This is a genomic window from Billgrantia sp. Q4P2, assembly GCF_052806135.1.
The window spans coordinates 29,008-44,096 of the sequence record NZ_JBRBAI010000008.1 but is presented as its reverse complement, the minus strand read 5'-3'; the positions used below and the strand labels follow the sequence as shown (position 1 = coordinate 44,096).

At 64.6% G+C, this 15,089-nt stretch carries 13 protein-coding genes; 10 read left to right on the top strand and 3 right to left on the bottom strand.

Annotated elements, in window-relative coordinates; genetic code table 11:
* Positions 1-48 precede the first annotated feature (48 nt).
* Entirely contained in the window at positions 49-1,152 is a 1,104-nt protein-coding gene (locus ACUY1T_RS14790) for a DJ-1/PfpI family protein (RefSeq protein ID WP_446024071.1), read from the top strand.
* 100 nt (positions 1,153-1,252) lie between these two features.
* Here the strand turns inward: ACUY1T_RS14790 and ACUY1T_RS14785 are convergent, their stop codons facing one another.
* On the bottom strand, positions 1,253-3,178 hold the full coding sequence (locus tag ACUY1T_RS14785) for an alkaline phosphatase family protein (RefSeq protein ID WP_446024069.1): 1,926 nt from the start codon (positions 3,176-3,178) through the stop codon (positions 1,253-1,255).
* 108 nt (positions 3,179-3,286) lie between these two features.
* Here ACUY1T_RS14785 and ACUY1T_RS14780 point away from each other — a divergent pair, with 108 nt between their 5' ends.
* Positions 3,287-3,853: an NnrU family protein gene (locus tag ACUY1T_RS14780; protein ID WP_446024067.1), complete on the top strand. Its 567-nt coding sequence runs from the start codon at positions 3,287-3,289 to the stop codon at positions 3,851-3,853.
* 24 nt (positions 3,854-3,877) lie between these two features.
* Here ACUY1T_RS14780 and ACUY1T_RS14775 read toward each other — a convergent pair whose 3' ends face one another.
* Positions 3,878-4,321 (bottom strand): YybH family protein, encoded by a 444-nt coding sequence (locus ACUY1T_RS14775; RefSeq protein WP_446024065.1) that lies wholly within the window; start codon positions 4,319-4,321, stop codon positions 3,878-3,880.
* A 242-nt stretch (positions 4,322-4,563) separates the two neighbouring features.
* Here ACUY1T_RS14775 and ACUY1T_RS14770 point away from each other — a divergent pair, with 242 nt between their 5' ends.
* The 5 genes from ACUY1T_RS14770 (at position 4,564) to ACUY1T_RS14750 (ending at position 9,871) form a co-directional block, all read left to right on the top strand.
* A complete protein-coding gene (locus ACUY1T_RS14770; protein WP_446024063.1) occupies positions 4,564-5,643 on the top strand; it encodes an NAD(P)-dependent alcohol dehydrogenase in 1,080 nt (359 codons plus the stop codon).
* A gap of 214 nt (positions 5,644-5,857) precedes the next feature.
* Positions 5,858-6,973 (top strand): extracellular solute-binding protein, encoded by a 1,116-nt coding sequence (locus tag ACUY1T_RS14765; protein ID WP_446024061.1) that lies wholly within the window; start codon positions 5,858-5,860, stop codon positions 6,971-6,973.
* Positions 6,974-7,039: 66 nt separating this feature from the next.
* Entirely contained in the window at positions 7,040-8,188 is a 1,149-nt protein-coding gene (locus ACUY1T_RS14760; RefSeq protein ID WP_446024059.1) for an ABC transporter ATP-binding protein, read from the top strand.
* Positions 8,181-9,068 carry an ABC transporter permease gene (locus ACUY1T_RS14755; RefSeq protein WP_446024057.1) on the top strand — a complete coding sequence of 296 codons (888 nt, stop codon included), beginning with the start codon at positions 8,181-8,183 and terminating at the stop codon, positions 9,066-9,068. Before ACUY1T_RS14760 ends, ACUY1T_RS14755 begins: the two co-directional genes overlap by 8 nt.
* The gene (locus tag ACUY1T_RS14750; protein WP_446024056.1) at positions 9,065-9,871 is read left to right on the top strand and encodes an ABC transporter permease; all 807 of its coding nucleotides are present in this window, start codon (positions 9,065-9,067) and stop codon (positions 9,869-9,871) included. Before ACUY1T_RS14755 ends, ACUY1T_RS14750 begins: the two co-directional genes overlap by 4 nt.
* A gap of 7 nt (positions 9,872-9,878) precedes the next feature.
* Here the strand turns inward: ACUY1T_RS14750 and ACUY1T_RS14745 are convergent, their stop codons facing one another.
* On the bottom strand, positions 9,879-10,781 hold the full coding sequence (locus ACUY1T_RS14745; protein ID WP_446024053.1) for a LysR family transcriptional regulator: 903 nt from the start codon (positions 10,779-10,781) through the stop codon (positions 9,879-9,881).
* Positions 10,782-10,947: 166 nt separating this feature from the next.
* Between ACUY1T_RS14745 and ACUY1T_RS14740 the strand changes: the two genes are divergently transcribed.
* The 3 genes from ACUY1T_RS14740 (at position 10,948) to ACUY1T_RS14730 (ending at position 14,977) form a co-directional block, all read left to right on the top strand.
* On the top strand, positions 10,948-12,600 hold the full coding sequence (locus ACUY1T_RS14740) for a GMC family oxidoreductase (RefSeq protein WP_446024051.1): 1,653 nt from the start codon (positions 10,948-10,950) through the stop codon (positions 12,598-12,600).
* 203 nt (positions 12,601-12,803) lie between these two features.
* Positions 12,804-13,010 (top strand): cold-shock protein, encoded by a 207-nt coding sequence (locus tag ACUY1T_RS14735; RefSeq protein ID WP_010629501.1) that lies wholly within the window; start codon positions 12,804-12,806, stop codon positions 13,008-13,010.
* A 197-nt stretch (positions 13,011-13,207) separates the two neighbouring features.
* Entirely contained in the window at positions 13,208-14,977 is a 1,770-nt protein-coding gene (locus tag ACUY1T_RS14730) for an SLC13 family permease (RefSeq protein WP_446024049.1), read from the top strand.
* Positions 14,978-15,089: the final 112 nt, after the last annotated feature.

Genomic DNA, 15,089 nt, shown 5'->3' with positions numbered 1-15,089 from the left:
AGTTGGGCATGACGCAGCATTAGCGCAACGCTTACTGGAGATGCCCTGATGCCCATACGTTACGTCACGAGGCTGGTTGGTCTGGCCATGTTGATTCTTGCCATGATCGCCGTAGTGGGCTGGCGGTACGGCAACCCGGGTTCGGTGCGTCTGCTCGAGCATCACGCTTTGGAACTGCCGGCACCCAAGGGGGCGCGAGACCGCCACCTGGTGGCTGTCCTGGCTGCCAACGACGGCACTGAAACGACGGATTTCATGGTTCCCTACGGCGTATTGAGGGAGTCGGGCAAGATGGAGGTGGTGTCGGTCTCCACACGGCCAGGCCCTGTGCAGTTGCATCCTGCATTGGCGGTGCAGTTGGATCAGACGGCGGAGGAGTTCGACGCAGAGCGACCGGAGGGAGCCGATATCGTCATCGTACCGGCGCTGCATCGCCCCGACGATCCTGAAGCCATCCAATGGTTGCAGCGGCAGGCGGAGTCCGGTGCCGTCATCGTCGGGGTCTGCGATGGTGTTCTGACGCTGGCCCATGCCGGGCTGCTGCAAGGCAAGTTGGCGACCGGGCACTGGTTTTCGATGGGCAAGCTTGGCCGGCGATTCAAGGATACGACCTGGATACGCGACCGCCGCTTCGTGGTCGATGGCCGCCTGGTGACGACCACCGGGGTGTCGGCTTCCATTCCCGTTTCTCTAGCGCTGGTCGAGGCGGTGGCAGGAGCGGCCCAGGCCGACCGCCTTGCACTCGACCTCGGCATGCCGGACTTCGGTGTCAGCCATGATTCAGACGCCTTCGGCCTGTCATTCGAAATGATGCTGACCATCGCCCGTAATGCGATGACCTTCTGGAATCATGAGCGTCTCGAATTGCCGGTCGAGGATGGTGTCGATGAGATCGCCCTGGCACTGAGCGCCGACGCCTGGTCCCGCACGTTTCGCTCCAGCGTCGTGGCAACGCACCCCGCCAAGCGATGGGTTCGATCCCGGCGGGGGCTGGTCATAGAGGCTGTGCAGGACACGGATGCAACCGAGACGCTGCAATCGATGATGGGCCCCTCAGCCGCGGCGCTGGACGACACGCTTGTGGAGATCGGCGAACGCTATGGAATGCCCACTGCCCACCTGGTCGCCATGCAGCTCGAGTACGCCTGGTAAGCTACGGGGCCGATACCGCGTATGCGCCAGGCCCATCAACGGCCACGGCAGGTAGGCCTATCCTCTGCATGGCCTCGTATAGTCATTAAGACCATTCGCTCTATTGCTCCCGAACGGGCGGGAAGCCGACTTCGTAGCCCCGGGCATCGAGGTGGCGGATCGCCTGCGGGCGTCCTGCGTCGTCGAAATCGACCAGGCCGAGGCCACAGCCGTTCCAGAGCCGTTCCCCGGCCTTGGCACGGTCAGGGTCGCGTGGATGTATCGCCAGCCGGCGGCGCTTGGTGAACCAGTTGAGCGGCGAGAGCGGGGCATAGAGCCAGCGATTGAGCCGGTCGAACCAGTCCAGCAAAGTAATGGGAAAAGCGTTCTTGATGCCACTGGAGGTAATCTGCCATAGCCGTGGGCCTTCTTCACGGTGCCGCAGCTGAATGTCGTAGGCGAAGGAATAATGCACGTCGCCGGAGAGAACCACGTAATTACCCGGCGTGCGCGAATGACGAAAGATGTTGAGCATGACATTCGCGGCGCCGCGATGGGCCATCCAGTTCTCGGCATCCACCATCAGCGGCTTGCCGATCAGGACGAAGAGCCGCTGCACGGCCTCGATGAGCTTGACGCCGAACATGGGGGCAGGCGAGACGATGATGGCCGAGGGGGCATCGAGCATGGCCTCCTGTAGCTCGATCAGCGCCTCCCAATCCATCAGGCCCGAAGGGCGGGTCGGGTGGCGCTCGCTGCGCCAGCGCCGCGTACGGGTATCCAGCACCAGCAGGGGAGGCGAGCCCGGAATGCGATACTCCCAACCCTGGAAGCGCAGCAGCCGCTGCAGCAGGGCGTCGTGCTCCTGCGCCGGGAGCCGCCCCTCCTGCTGCCGGGCCTGCTCCATCAATGTCTCGCTGAGCGTGGTGAGTTCGGCCAGGCGGTCGGGGTCGTTGCCCCAGCCTTGGCAGAGCAGGTAGGCCAGCAGGGCATTGCCGATGATGCGCCGCGAGAAGGGGTGGCCATAGGCGACCTGCTCCCAATCGGCGGTCAGGTTCCAGTCGTCGGTCACGTCGTGATCGTCGAAGATCATCAGCGTGGGCAGATGAGCGAGCAGGCGAGCACAGGCGGGCAGGCCTTCCAAGAAGCGCTCGATGATGGCCTGCTCGGCCAGGAAGCGCTGATGGTTCTCGCTGTCGAGTAGGGGAGGGCTCGTTTCGATCAGACGCCACGGCACCGGCGACCAGGCCAACAGGTACATGGCCATGACCTCGGCGAAGGTGATCAAGTGGTTGTGCGCGTTGGCCGTGGTGAACACCGGCTTGCGCACGCCGCCGAAGAAGCGCTCGCGCAGGGCGGCGCCGCTCTCGGTGTCCGGTAGCAGCGCTTCGCGCCGGTAGTAGGTGGCCTCGTCGCGATAGAGCGCCTGGCTGTCGGGTACCGTGGCGCCCTCCAGCGTTTCGTCGAACAGGCCCAGCCTTGCGATCAGGGCATGGATGGCGACCAGCATGGGGCCGGCCACGTCATCGGCATAGACCTGATCGCCGGTCAGCAAGAGCCAGGCCGGCCACTCCTGCGGTTCCCGGCGTCGCTCGGCGAGCCAGGCATCGGCGCACACCAGGCCGTCGGGGCCGTCGTGGTGCGGTTTGCGGCAGGAGCCGTGCAGCAGCCGGTGGTGGCGCTTGCCCAGCACGAAGCTCGGATAGCTCGCGCCCTCATGCAACAGGTGCGGCGCCCAGTCGGCGATGCCGCGCTTACCGGACTTGCCCTGTAGCTTGAGGTCGTAGTCGACGAGCGTGCCGGTGGGTAGCGGCGTGGCCAGGGAAACGTCGATCAGGTGCAGCCAGGCATGACGCCCCACCGGAAGCCGCCGCAGGCGTTCGTCGCCCAGCACCAGGCGCCGCGGTGGGTGGCCTTCGGGGTGCAGCATGAGCGTGAATTCGAGAGGGCGCGAGGCTACCAGCCACATGACCAGGCGATTGGCCGTCAGGCGCCGCAGCAGGGGGCCGGCCAGGACATCGGGCAAGGGAGGGGCGTCGTCGGTCATCGAGGTCTCCGGGTGGCGACAAGGCTTCGTGCCATCGCTGGCGCTGAACACACCAAGTGAGTAGGCTTGGCTGCGATTCGTTCAATTCCTGCTGATGGAGACGGTGTCATGCTCGTAATGATTCTGGGGCTCGTGCTCTTCCTGGGTACCCACTCCGTACGCATCGTGGCCGACGACTGGCGCAACGAACAGATCCAGCGCCTGGGCGAGATGCGCTGGAAGGTGCTGTTCTCGGTCGTTTCCATCGCCGGGCTGGCGCTGGCCATCTGGGGCTATGGGCGCATGCGGCTCGATCCCACCTGGGTATGGTTCCCGCCGGTGGGGTTGCGTCACGCAGTGGCACTACTGATGATCCCGGCCTTCATCATGTTGGTGGCGGCTTACGTTCCCAGCAACCATATCAAGGCCAAGCTGGGCCACCCCATGGTGCTGGCGGTCAAGGTGTGGGCCTTTGCCCACCTGCTGGCCAACGGTCGCCTCGGCGACATCGTCTTCTTCGGCGCCTTCCTGCTCTGGGCCGTGCTCGACTTCCGTGCTGCCCGGCGTCGCCAGCCCGCACCACCGGTGGCGCCACGTCTGGCCGGAACCGCCATCACTATCGTGGGCGGGCTGATCGCCTACTACCTGTTCGCCTTCCATCTGCATGTGTGGGTTACCGGCGTGCCGGTGATGTAGGCCGAGTCTCGTTCGACTCGGGCCTCAGGGCTCGAGGTCGAACAGCACCTTGCCGCTTTGCATGTCGAAAGGGACGGAAAAGTGCTCGTGCACCACCTTCCATTGGCCCTCGATGCGCCGGTAGCCGCTGGTCATGCGTAACCAGCCTACCTGGGTCTCACCCTTGGCGTTGGTGCCACCGCAGCGATGCAGGGCATGGCAGAAGGCCACCTGGCCATCGGCATGGATCGCCACCTCATGCAGCTCGAAGACCATCGGCCCCGGGCACATCTCCATGCACGTTTGCCAGTGGTCGCGGTAGGCCGCCGCACCCTTGAATTGCAGCTTCGTCACCGCATCGAAGGCGACGATATCTGGGGCGTAGTGGGCGACGATGGCGTCGATATCGTTGGCACGCACCGCGGCCGTCCAGCTTTCCAGCTGTTCCAGCACCGCGGCCTCGGCGGACAGGCCGGTATGTGTCGTCATGGGTGTCTCCTCGGTTCGCCTGGTCAATCGTCAGTCTGGCACTTTCCTGTCGTTCGAGCGTTGATGAAATCAACCAGCGGCTGGCCATGGTCATCCGTCGGTAGGCGCGCGTTAGTGTGAATAGGGGGCGTGGCGGTCGTCTGGGTTGCCTTGATCTGTGTCAAGGTGCCTAGGCGGGCCGTGACCGATAGTTTCCGTAGGAAGTCATCTTTGCCAATCAGACGACAACAGGAAGCCACGCCATGCCTGCCATGATGAAAGCGGCAATATTCGTCGAGCCGGGCCGTATCGAGATCGACGACAAGCCCGTCCCGGATATCGGCCCCAACGACGCCCTGGTCCGCGTCACGACCACCACCATCTGCGGTACCGACGTGCACATTCTCAAGGGCGAATACCCGGTCGAAAGGGGGCTGACGATTGGTCACGAGCCGGTGGGCGTGATCGAGAAGCTGGGCGCCAATGTGCAGGGTTACCAGGAAGGGCAGCGGGTCATCGCCGGTGCCATCTGTCCCAGCTTTACCTCCTATGCCTGCCAGGACGGCTGCAGTGCCCAGGACGGCGGCCACCACTCCCACGGCTACAAGCCGATGGGTGGCTGGCGCTTCGGCAACACCATCGATGGTGCCCAGGCCGAGTACCTGCTGGTACCCGATGCCCAGGCCAACTTGGCCCCGGTGCCCGATGGGCTCAGCGACGAGCAGGTGCTGATGTGTCCCGACATCATGTCGACCGGTTTTGCCGGCGCCGAATCGGCGGGCATCAGGATCGGTGACAGCGTGGCGGTATTCGCCCAGGGGCCGATCGGCCTGTGCGCTACGGCCGGGGCCAGGCTGCGCGGGGCCGGCTTGATCATCGCGGTGGATGGCGTCGACGAGCGCCTCGAGATGGCCAAGCAGATGGGGGCGGACATTACCCTGGACTTCCGCAAGGTCGACGTGGTCGAGGAGATCCTGCGCCTGACCGGCGGCCGGGGCGTGGACGCCTCCATCGAGGCACTCGGCCTGCAATCGACCTTCGAGGCGGCGCTGCGGGTGGTCAAGCCGGGCGGCACCCTGTCGAGCCTGGGTGTCTACTCCGGCGACCTGACCATACCGCTGGGTGCGTTCTGCGCCGGGCTCGGCGACCACAAGATCGTCACCTCGCTGTGCCCGGGCGGCAAGGAGCGCATGCGTCGCCTGATGCAGGTGATCGAGACCGGGCGGTTGGATCTCGGCCACATGGTGACCCACCGCTATGCGCTGGAAGACATCGTCGAGGCTTACGATCTCTTCTCGCACCAGCGCGATGGCGTGCTGAAGGTGGCCATCCAGGCAAGCTAGGCAATCTTTGCAAGCTAGCTGACGCCGCGCTATGGGCGAAAAAGCGTTGAAAGCGCGAACGGACTTTTCCTGAGGGCCTGCTACTCTTTGTTACACGAGGATTGAACGGTCATTCAATGTTCATCCCATCGTCATGGAGTCGCGCGATAAGGGTCGGGGGCCAGGTCCCGCTGATCCCTGTCACTCTGTGCAAGACCCTCATGGAGAACCCGTCATGTCGTTCACACGTCGCCGTTTCCTCAAAGGCACCCTGGCTGCCGGCGCTGCCGCCACCGTGCCGTCGTTCTATATCAACAAGGTATTGGCCCAGGAGCAGACCCTGCGCATCTATGCCTGGGCGGGCTACTTCACCGACGAGATGCTGGCCGACTTCACCGAGAAGACCGGCATCCGTGCGACCTTCACTCCTTACGGCACCAACGATGAGCTGATGAACTCGCTGCGGGCCACCGACGGCACCGGCTTCGACGTGATCATGCCTACGGTGGACCGGGTGCCGGGCTACCTGGACTACGACCTGGTGCAGCCGCTGGACGAGTCGCGCATCAACTGGTCCGGGGCGCTCGACAGCGCCATCGATGGCTCCGAGGTGGGCGGCGTGGTCGATGGCAAGCGCTACTTCGCGCCCAGCGACTGGGGCACCGAGGCGATCACCTGGAACCGCCGCGACGCCAAGGTCGATCGCGCCAACCTCAGCTACGCCGATCTGTGGAACCCGGAACATGGCCAGGGCGTGACCGTACGAGGTCATTCGGCGCTGGTGGGCATCGGCCTGTGGCTGGAGCGCGAGGGCAGGTTGCCGCACCCGCTGCTCGACTCCTACAAGAGCGAGGAGGCCATGCGCGCCAACTTCGATGTCATCCTTGAGGAGGCGGTCAAGCACAAGCACATGCTGGTGCAGTTCTGGGATACCGAGAACGACGCCCAGGCGGCCTTCCGCACCAATGGCGCCATTATCGGCCAGACCTGGGACTCCACCGCCTTCCGCCTGCAGCAGGAGGGCGAGGACATCGCCTATGGCGCGCCGAAGGAGGGAGCGTTGGCGTGGATGGAAGGCTTCGTGATTCCCAAGAACGCCCAGAACCCGGACGCCGTCTACGAGCTGATCAACTGGTACTACACGCCGGAGGCGGGCGCCCTGTTCGTCAAGGCGACCGGCTACAACTCCACCTCCAAGGGAGCCACCGAGCTGCTGCCCGACGAGACGCGCCAGTTCTTCACCGACTCCTATACCGAGCAGGACCTCGCCAACCTGTGGTGGTGGCCGATCCAGGAGCCGTGGTACGTGGCGCTGCGCAATGAGTACCAGGACCGTTATTTGAGCTCCTGAGCAATGTGTCGTAGTAGCCGGGGCGGCGGACGCCGTGCCCGGCCTTTTTTGATGGCTGAGGTATGAATGGACGGTAGCGTCAAACTGGACGAGGTGGTGATGCGCTTCGGCGACTTCACCGCCATCGAGAAGACTTCGCTTGCGATAGGCTCGGGTGAATTCTTCAGCTTTCTCGGCCCCTCGGGCTGCGGCAAGACTACCCTGCTCAACATCATTAGCGGCTTTCTGACCCCGAGCGAAGGGCAGGTGTATATCGGCGGCGAACCCATGGCCGGGGTACCGGTGAACCGCCGGCCCACGGCGATGATCTTTCAGAACCTGGCGCTGTTTCCGCTCATGACCGTGTTCGAGAACATCGAGTTCGGCCTCGAGGTGCGCGGCGTCGACAAGCGCAAGCGGCGCGAGGTCTCCGAGCGCTTGCTGGCGCTGGTGGCGCTGGAGGGCAGCGGGCCGAAGATGGTGACCGAACTCTCGGGCGGGCAGAAGCAGCGCGTGGCCATCGCCCGGGCGCTGGCGGTGGAGCCGCGGGTGCTGCTGCTCGACGAGCCGCTATCGGCGCTGGACCTGAAGCTGCGCCAGCACATGCGTGCCGAACTCAAGGCGATCCAGCGCAAGACCGGTATCACCTTCATCTATATCACCCACGACCAGGGCGAGGCGTTGACCATGTCCGACCGGGTCGCGGTGATGTCGGCGGGCCGCATCCAGCAGGTCGCCGACCCCATGACGCTCTACCGCGAGCCGGCTACCGGCTTCGTCGCCGCCTTCGTCGGCGAGAACAATCGCATCCAGGCACGCGTGGTCGACCGTGAAGGCGAGCGGGTGCGCCTCGATGGTGGTCTGCTGGGTGAACTGGCCGGCCGTGCGAGCAGCGAGACACACCTGGCCAACGGCGAAGCGGCGGTACTGTTCGTGCGCCCCGAGCACCTGCGCCCGGTAGCGACAGGCGTAGCGGGCCCCAGCTTCGACACCGAGATCGAGGCGGTGCACTTCGAGGGCGCCTGGGTGATGCTCGAGACGCGCCTGGTCGCCTCGGGCGAGAAACTGCGCGTACAGCTCGGCCATGAGGTGTCGCGCGGTCAGGCCGATGCACTCGCCATAGGCCAGCGCATGACCTTCGGCTTCGATCCGGCCGATGCCGTGGTGCTGCCCGACGATGGCAGCCCGGTGCTCGACGAGGAGACCGGCGAGGTAGTGGAGGGTGCCCATGTTTAGGCAGCTGCAAGCGCGCTTCGGCGGGCCGCTGGCAATGGCCATCGTCACCCTGCTGGGAATCTGGCTGATCGTCATGGTGACCTTGCCGCAGCTGCAGATGATCGAGTATTCGCTCAAGCCCAACCTGCTGCCGGCCCAGATCGGCGGGCCCGAGGACCGGTTCACGCTGGCCAACTACGCCACCCTGTTCAACAACGACATTCACCGTGCCATCTTCTTCAAGACGATCTGGTCGAGCGTACTGGTCACGCTACTGACGCTCGCGGTGAGCTACCCGCTGGCCTGGTACCTGGCCAAGGTCGCCACCCCGCGCCAGGCGGCGCTGTGCATCCTGCTGCTGATCGTGCCGTTCTGGATCAACGAGATCCTGCGCACCTACTCGTGGTTCATCATCCTGGCGTTTCGCGGCCCGCTCAACGAGGTGCTGATGATGCTGGGTCTGATCGACCGGCCCATCCGTTTTCTCAGCGGCAACGGCGGGGTCATGGTGGGCATGGTCTACGCCTACATCCTGTTCATGGTGTTTCCGGTCTACAACGCCATCGAAAGCCTCGATGACAATCAGGTGCGGGCGGCCCGCGACCTCGGCGCCGGCACCGTGCGCACCCACCGCCGGATCGTCATCCCCCATGCCAAGCCGGGCATCGCCACCGGCTGCATCATGACCTTCATGCTGGCGGCGGGCAGCTACGCCGTGCCGGCGCTGCTCGGCTCGCCGGGTAGCCGCTGGTTCACCCAGATCATCTACAACTGGTTCTTCGAGGGCGGCAACTGGAACCAGGGCGCAGCCTACGCCTTCCTGCTGCTGGTACTGTGCATCGGCTTCATGTCGTTGGTGATGAAAGTGTTTAAAGTGGGCTTGGGGGACATCGGAAGATGAGTTCGCAACGCTTCCTGGCCTTCGGCCTGCGCTTCTACGTGGTGATCTTCTTCGCCTACCTGTTCCTGCCGCTGATCATCATGGCGGCGGCCACCTTCAACGACAGCCGCTTCCCGACGGTGACGCCGTGGGATGGCACCACCCTGCGCTGGTTCGGTGAGCTCGCCGCCGACCGCGGCATGTGGCATGCGCTGGGCAACAGTTTGATCGTGGCCACCGGCGTGCTGATCGTAGCGGTGCCCATCGGCATCGCCACGGCGCTGTTCCTCAATACGGTGTCGAGCCGCGCCAAGCCGTTCCTCTACGCCCTGATCCTCTCTCCACTGCTTACTCCCGGCGTGATCATCGGCATCTCGACGCTGATCTTCTGGCGCCAGTTCGGCGTCAGCGGCGGTATTTTCCTCACCGTGCTGGGCCAGGCCACCTTCATCGCCGCCTACGTGATGCTGATGGTCACCGCGCGCCTGCAGCGTTTCGACCGTACCATGGAGCGTGCGGCGCTGGACCTTGGCGCCAGCCAGTGGCAGATGTTCCGGCGCATCCTGCTGCCCTACCTCAAGCCGGCGCTCTACTCGGCAGCGGTGATCGCCTTTCTGCAATCCTTCGAGAACTACAATACGACCCTGTTCGTAGTGGGCTACGACACCACGCTGACGGTCTACATTGCCTCCAAGGTGCGCACCGGGCTGACCCCGGCGGTCAACGCCCTGGGGCTGATCCTGATCCTGGTTACCGTGTTGTTTGCCGCCGTCTACGAACTCAAGCGGCGGCGGGAGGCTGCGCGGATCGTCAAGGGGGTGTGAACCACCCTCAGCGCGGCCCCCACACGCTCTCCAGCACTTCCATTGCCGCGGCGATGGCGGGCTCCTCGCTGCGCTCGCGTTGCCACACGAAGCACAGCGCGCAAGGCAGGCGCACCCCCTCGACGATGACCAGGCCGCGCTCCTGGCGCTCGGCCATGGCCAGGGCATCACGGGCCAGGCTCAGGCCTACCCCGGCACGCACCAGGTCGAGCATGCAGGCTTCCTGATCCACTTGGGCGACCCCCTTGAGCGCCGCACCGAGCGGCTCGAGTACCCCTCGCAGCAGCCGATGGTGGGCCGAAAGCCCCGGGGTGACGATCCAGGGCAGGGCGGCCAGGCTCACCCAGTCGCTGTTGGCCACCCGGCTGCCCCAGCCGGGTGGCGCCACCACGTGGTAGTGGAAGTGGGTCAGCTCGCGATGGACGATCCCCGCCGCTTCCGGCCCCGGCCCTTCCCCGGGAGGGGCAAGGAAGAAGCCCACGTCGAGTTCACCGCGGCGTATCCACTCGAGTACGCTTCCACTCATGCCGTGCTGCAGTTCGGTCTCGAGCATGGGCGCGCGCTCCACCAGGCGATGCAGGAAGGCGCCCAGGCGGATGAACTCGGGGTCGACGATGGTGCCGATGCGCAGCCTGCCGCGCAGCGTGCTGTGCAAGGCGCGAGCGCTCTGCTCGAAGGCGGCCATGGCGGCAAGCGCACGCTCGGCCGCAGGCAGCAGGGCATGGCCGTCGGGTGTCAGCGCCAGGCCCTGGGGGCGGCGGTGGAACAGCGTCAGGCCCAGCTCCTCCTGGAAATGCTTGAGCTTGAGGCTGACGGCGGGCTGGGTCAGGTGCAGCCGCTCGGCGGCCCGGGAGACACTGCCTTCGCGGGCCACGGTGACGAAGGCGCGTAGGGCGGGGAGATCGTGCATGGTGCGAGTCGCTCAAGGATATAAAAATAGCTTATATCTGGCTTTGGGATTTCTCAATTGATCCCGGTGCCTACCGCGGTAGGCTGAATCCTGCGGCACGCGATAACAATGACGCACTGGTCCGGTCCGGCTTGCCGAACTCGAGACCATCGAGAGAGAGCACGCCATGGCAGAGCAGGAATTCGATTATATCGTAGTGGGCGCCGGCACCGCTGGCTGTCTGCTGGCCAATCGACTCAGTGCCGACCCGGCCAACCGGGTGCTGCTGATCGAAGCGGGCGGACGCGACAACTATCACTGGGTCCACATCCCGGTGGGCTATCTCTATTGCATCAACAACCCGCGTACCGACTGGTGCTTTCGCACCGAACCCGATCCCGGCCTCAACGGTCGTTCGCTGATCTATCCTCGCGGCAAGACCCTGGGCGGCTGCTCCAGCATCAACGGCATGATCTACATGCGCGGTCAGGCCCGCGACTACGACGGCTGGGCCGAGGCGGTGGGCGACGCTGCCTGGCGCTGGGAGAATTGCCTGCCCGACTTCATCAAGCATGAAGATCACTATCGCCTCGACCCCGGCGGCGATGCCGATGCCGCCCATCGCGACTACCACGGCCATGGCGGCGAGTGGCGAGTGGAGAAGCAGCGGCTCAAGTGGGAAGTGCTCGATGACTTCGCCGAGGCGGCGGTGCAGGCGGGCATACCGCGTACCCGCGACTTCAACCGCGGCGACAACGAGGGCGTCGATTACTTCGAGGTCAACCAGCGCGACGGCTGGCGCTGGAACGCGGCCAAGGCCTTCCTGCGACCGGCGTGCGCGAAACGCAGCAATTTCACCCTGTGGCACTCTTCCCAGGTGCACCGGCTGCTGTTCGAAAGGGAAGAGGGTGGGCGGCCTCGCACCACCGGCGTAGAGCTCGAACGCGGAGGTGCCATCGTGCGGGTGAAGGCCGCCCGTGAAGTGATCCTCTCCGCCGGGGCCATCGGCTCGCCGCAGCTGCTTCAGCTATCAGGTATCGGCCCGGCGGGGTTGCTTGCCGAGCATGGTATTCCGCTGGTGCACGAGCTGCCCGGCGTGGGCGAGAACCTGCAGGATCACCTGCAGATCCGCTCGGTCTATCGCGTCTCGGGAAGCAAGACGCTCAACACCCTGGCGGCCTCCTGGCTGGGCAAGGCCAGGATCGGTATGGAGTACCTGCTGCGTCGCACCGGCCCCATGAGCATGGCGCCGTCGCAGCTCGGCGCCTTCACCCGTAGCAGCGACGAGTACCGGCATCCCAACCTCGAGTACCACGTGCAGCCGCTGAGCCTGGAAGCCTTCGGCCAGCCATTGCACGACTTCCCGGCCATCACCGCCAGCGTGTGCAACCTCAATCCCACCAGCCGCGGCAGCGTACGCATCAAGAGCCGCGACCCGCGGCAGGCGCCGGCCATAGCGCCCAACTACCTAAGCACCGCGGAGGATCGCAAGGTGGCGGCGGATTCGTTGCGGGTCACGCGACGCATCGCCGAGCAGCCGGCTTTCTCCAAGTACCGTCCCGAGGAGGTCAAGCCCGGGGCGCAGTACCAGAGTGACGAGGACCTGGCGCGGCTCGCCGGCGATATCGGTACGACCATTTTTCATCCGGTGGGTACGGCCAAGATGGGCCGCGACGACGACCCCCTGGCGGTGGTGGACTCGCGTCTGCGGGTGCTCGGCGTGGCGGGGCTGCGGGTGGTGGACGCCAGCATCATGCCGACGATCACCAGCGGCAATACCAACTCGCCCACGCTGATGATCGCCGAGAAGGCGGCGGACTGGGTGCTTGGCGATCGGTAATATTCATGTCATCGACGCAAAATAGTATTTGACGTGAGTGCGCGAACAGCGCAAGATGCGTGCAGTTGGTTGGCAAGTCGAACATCGCAAGTGGTCATCGCAACGCTCATGGCGTCGATTTCCCGGTGAGAAAGTTTCTTGTTTTACCCACTGCAACTCGGGTATTTCCCGGAAAAATCAATGCTGTTAGAGGAATTGCGATAATGGCTACCGGTACTGTCAAGTGGTTCAACGACACCAAGGGCTTCGGCTTCATCTCTCCGGACGACAACGGTGACGACCTGTTCGCTCACTTCTCCGAGATCCAGGCTGACGGCTTCAAGACTCTGCAGGACGGCCAGAAGGTTTCCTTCGACGTCACTCAGGGCAAGAAAGGCCTCCAGGCTTCCAACATCAAGGTCATCGGCTAAGCTTCCGCTTACCATGAACTGATGTGCCACTCAGGTGGCAGAGAAGGCCCGCGAAAGCGGGCCTTTTTCGTATGCATAGATTTCTTCAGCGATTTTTATTCATTATGGTTATTTAGGAATTTCCAAAAATAACTTTTTAGAATAAGTGGCGGCAAGGCACAATAGCGGCACGTTCCCTCGTGCACGGACCTTCTATCATGCCGCTGGATGCCTGGATCGCTTCTGTCGTCGTCCTCGCCGTATTCCCGTTGATGGCCTTCTCCCGACTCGGTCCCGACATCATCCTGTTGGGGGCGGTCATCCTGCTGTTGACGCTGGGTGTGATCGATCCGGCCCAGGCCCTCGGCGGCTTCTCCAGTACCGGCCTGTTCACCGTGGCCTTCATGTACATATTGGTGGCGAGCATTCGCGAGACCGGTGGCATCGACCTGATCATTCGCTACGTGCTGGGGCAGCCGCGCAGCGAGAGCGGCGCCCTGACGCGGCTGGTCGTGCCGGTGGCCACGCTCAGTGCCTTTCTCAACAATACCCCAGTGGTCGCCACCTACATACCGGCAGTATTGAGCTGGTCCCGGCGCTTGCAACTGCCGGCCAATCGGTTGCTGATGCCACTCAGCTTCGCTTCGATACTCGGTGGCACCATCACGCTATTCGGCACCAGTACCAATCTGGTGGTGCACGGTCTGCTGGTAGAGCGTTATCCGGCGCTGTCGATGGGGCTGTTCGATCTTGCCTGGGTAGGGTTGCCGGTAGCCGTGATCGGCGTGCTCTACCTGATACTGGTAGCGCCGCGCCTGCTGCCGGCACGCCGTGGGACGGCCTCGGCATTCGACAACCCGCGTGAATACACCATCGAGATGGAAGTGGCGCCCACGGGGCCGCTCGTCGATCGCACCGTGGAAGAGGCCGGCTTGCGTCACCTGCGCGAGCTGTTTCTGGTGGAAATCGAGCGCGACGGCAACGTGGTCAGCGTGGTGGGGCCGGGAGAGCGGCTCAAGGGGGGCGACCGGTTGGTATTCGCCGGTACCTCCGACGGTGCGGTGGAGCTGCAGCAGATTCGCGGGCTGGTGCCGTCGCGTCACGGTGAGTCGAGCCTGGAGAAGGACTTCAAGGAGCGCCGCCTGGTCGAGGCAGTGGTCTCCGACCAGTGTCAGTTCGTCGGTAAGCGCATTCGCGACGGCCATTTCCGCACCCTGTATGGTGCCGCCGTGCTGGCGGTGTGCCGCGGGGGCGAGCGGGTAGCCGGCAATCTGGGCCAGGTACGCCTGCAGCCCGCCGACGTGCTGCTGCTGGAGGCGCGCCCGCCGTTCATCGAGCGCCACCGTCAATCGCGCGACTTCCTGCTGATCAGCCAGGTCAACGGCGCGGCGCGGCCCAATCACGAGAAGGCCCGGCTGGCCTGGAGTATCCTGGCGGGCGTCGTGGCGCTGGCTACCTTTGGTGTGATGAGCATGATGAATGCCGCCATGCTGGGAGCGGTGCTGGTGCTGGCCACCGGCTGCTGCTCGGTTGGCGCGGCCAAGCGCGGGCTCGATACCCAGGTGCTGCTGACCATCGCCGCCTCCTTTGGCCTGGGGGCCGCTCTGGAGAGTTCGGGGGTGGCGGTGACCCTGGCTGGCTTTGCGCTGGGGCTGGCCGACGGCAACCCCATGTTGTTGCTGGTCGGCACCTACCTACTGGTGGCGCTGCTTACCGAGCTGGTCACCAACAATGCCGCGGCGGTCATTACCTTCCCGGTGGTCATGGCCAGTGCCGAGAGCCTCGGCGTGAATCCCATGCCGTTCGTGGTGGCGGTGATGTTCGCCGCCTCGGCGAGTTTCATCACACCCATCGGCTACCAGACCAATCTCATGGTGCACGGCCCCGGCGGTTATCGCTTCTCCGACTTCCTGCGCGTGGGCGGGCTGATCAACGTGCTGACGGCAATCGTCGCGTTGACGCTGATTCCGCTGGTGTGGCCGTTCTGACTTGCCTGGCTGGAAGCTCTGGGGCTGGCGCCTCCTCGTAAGCCAGCCCCAGAGCGGATACGCGTGGTACTGCCTCATCCGTCATCAACGGACATGCTCGCCGGGAACATGT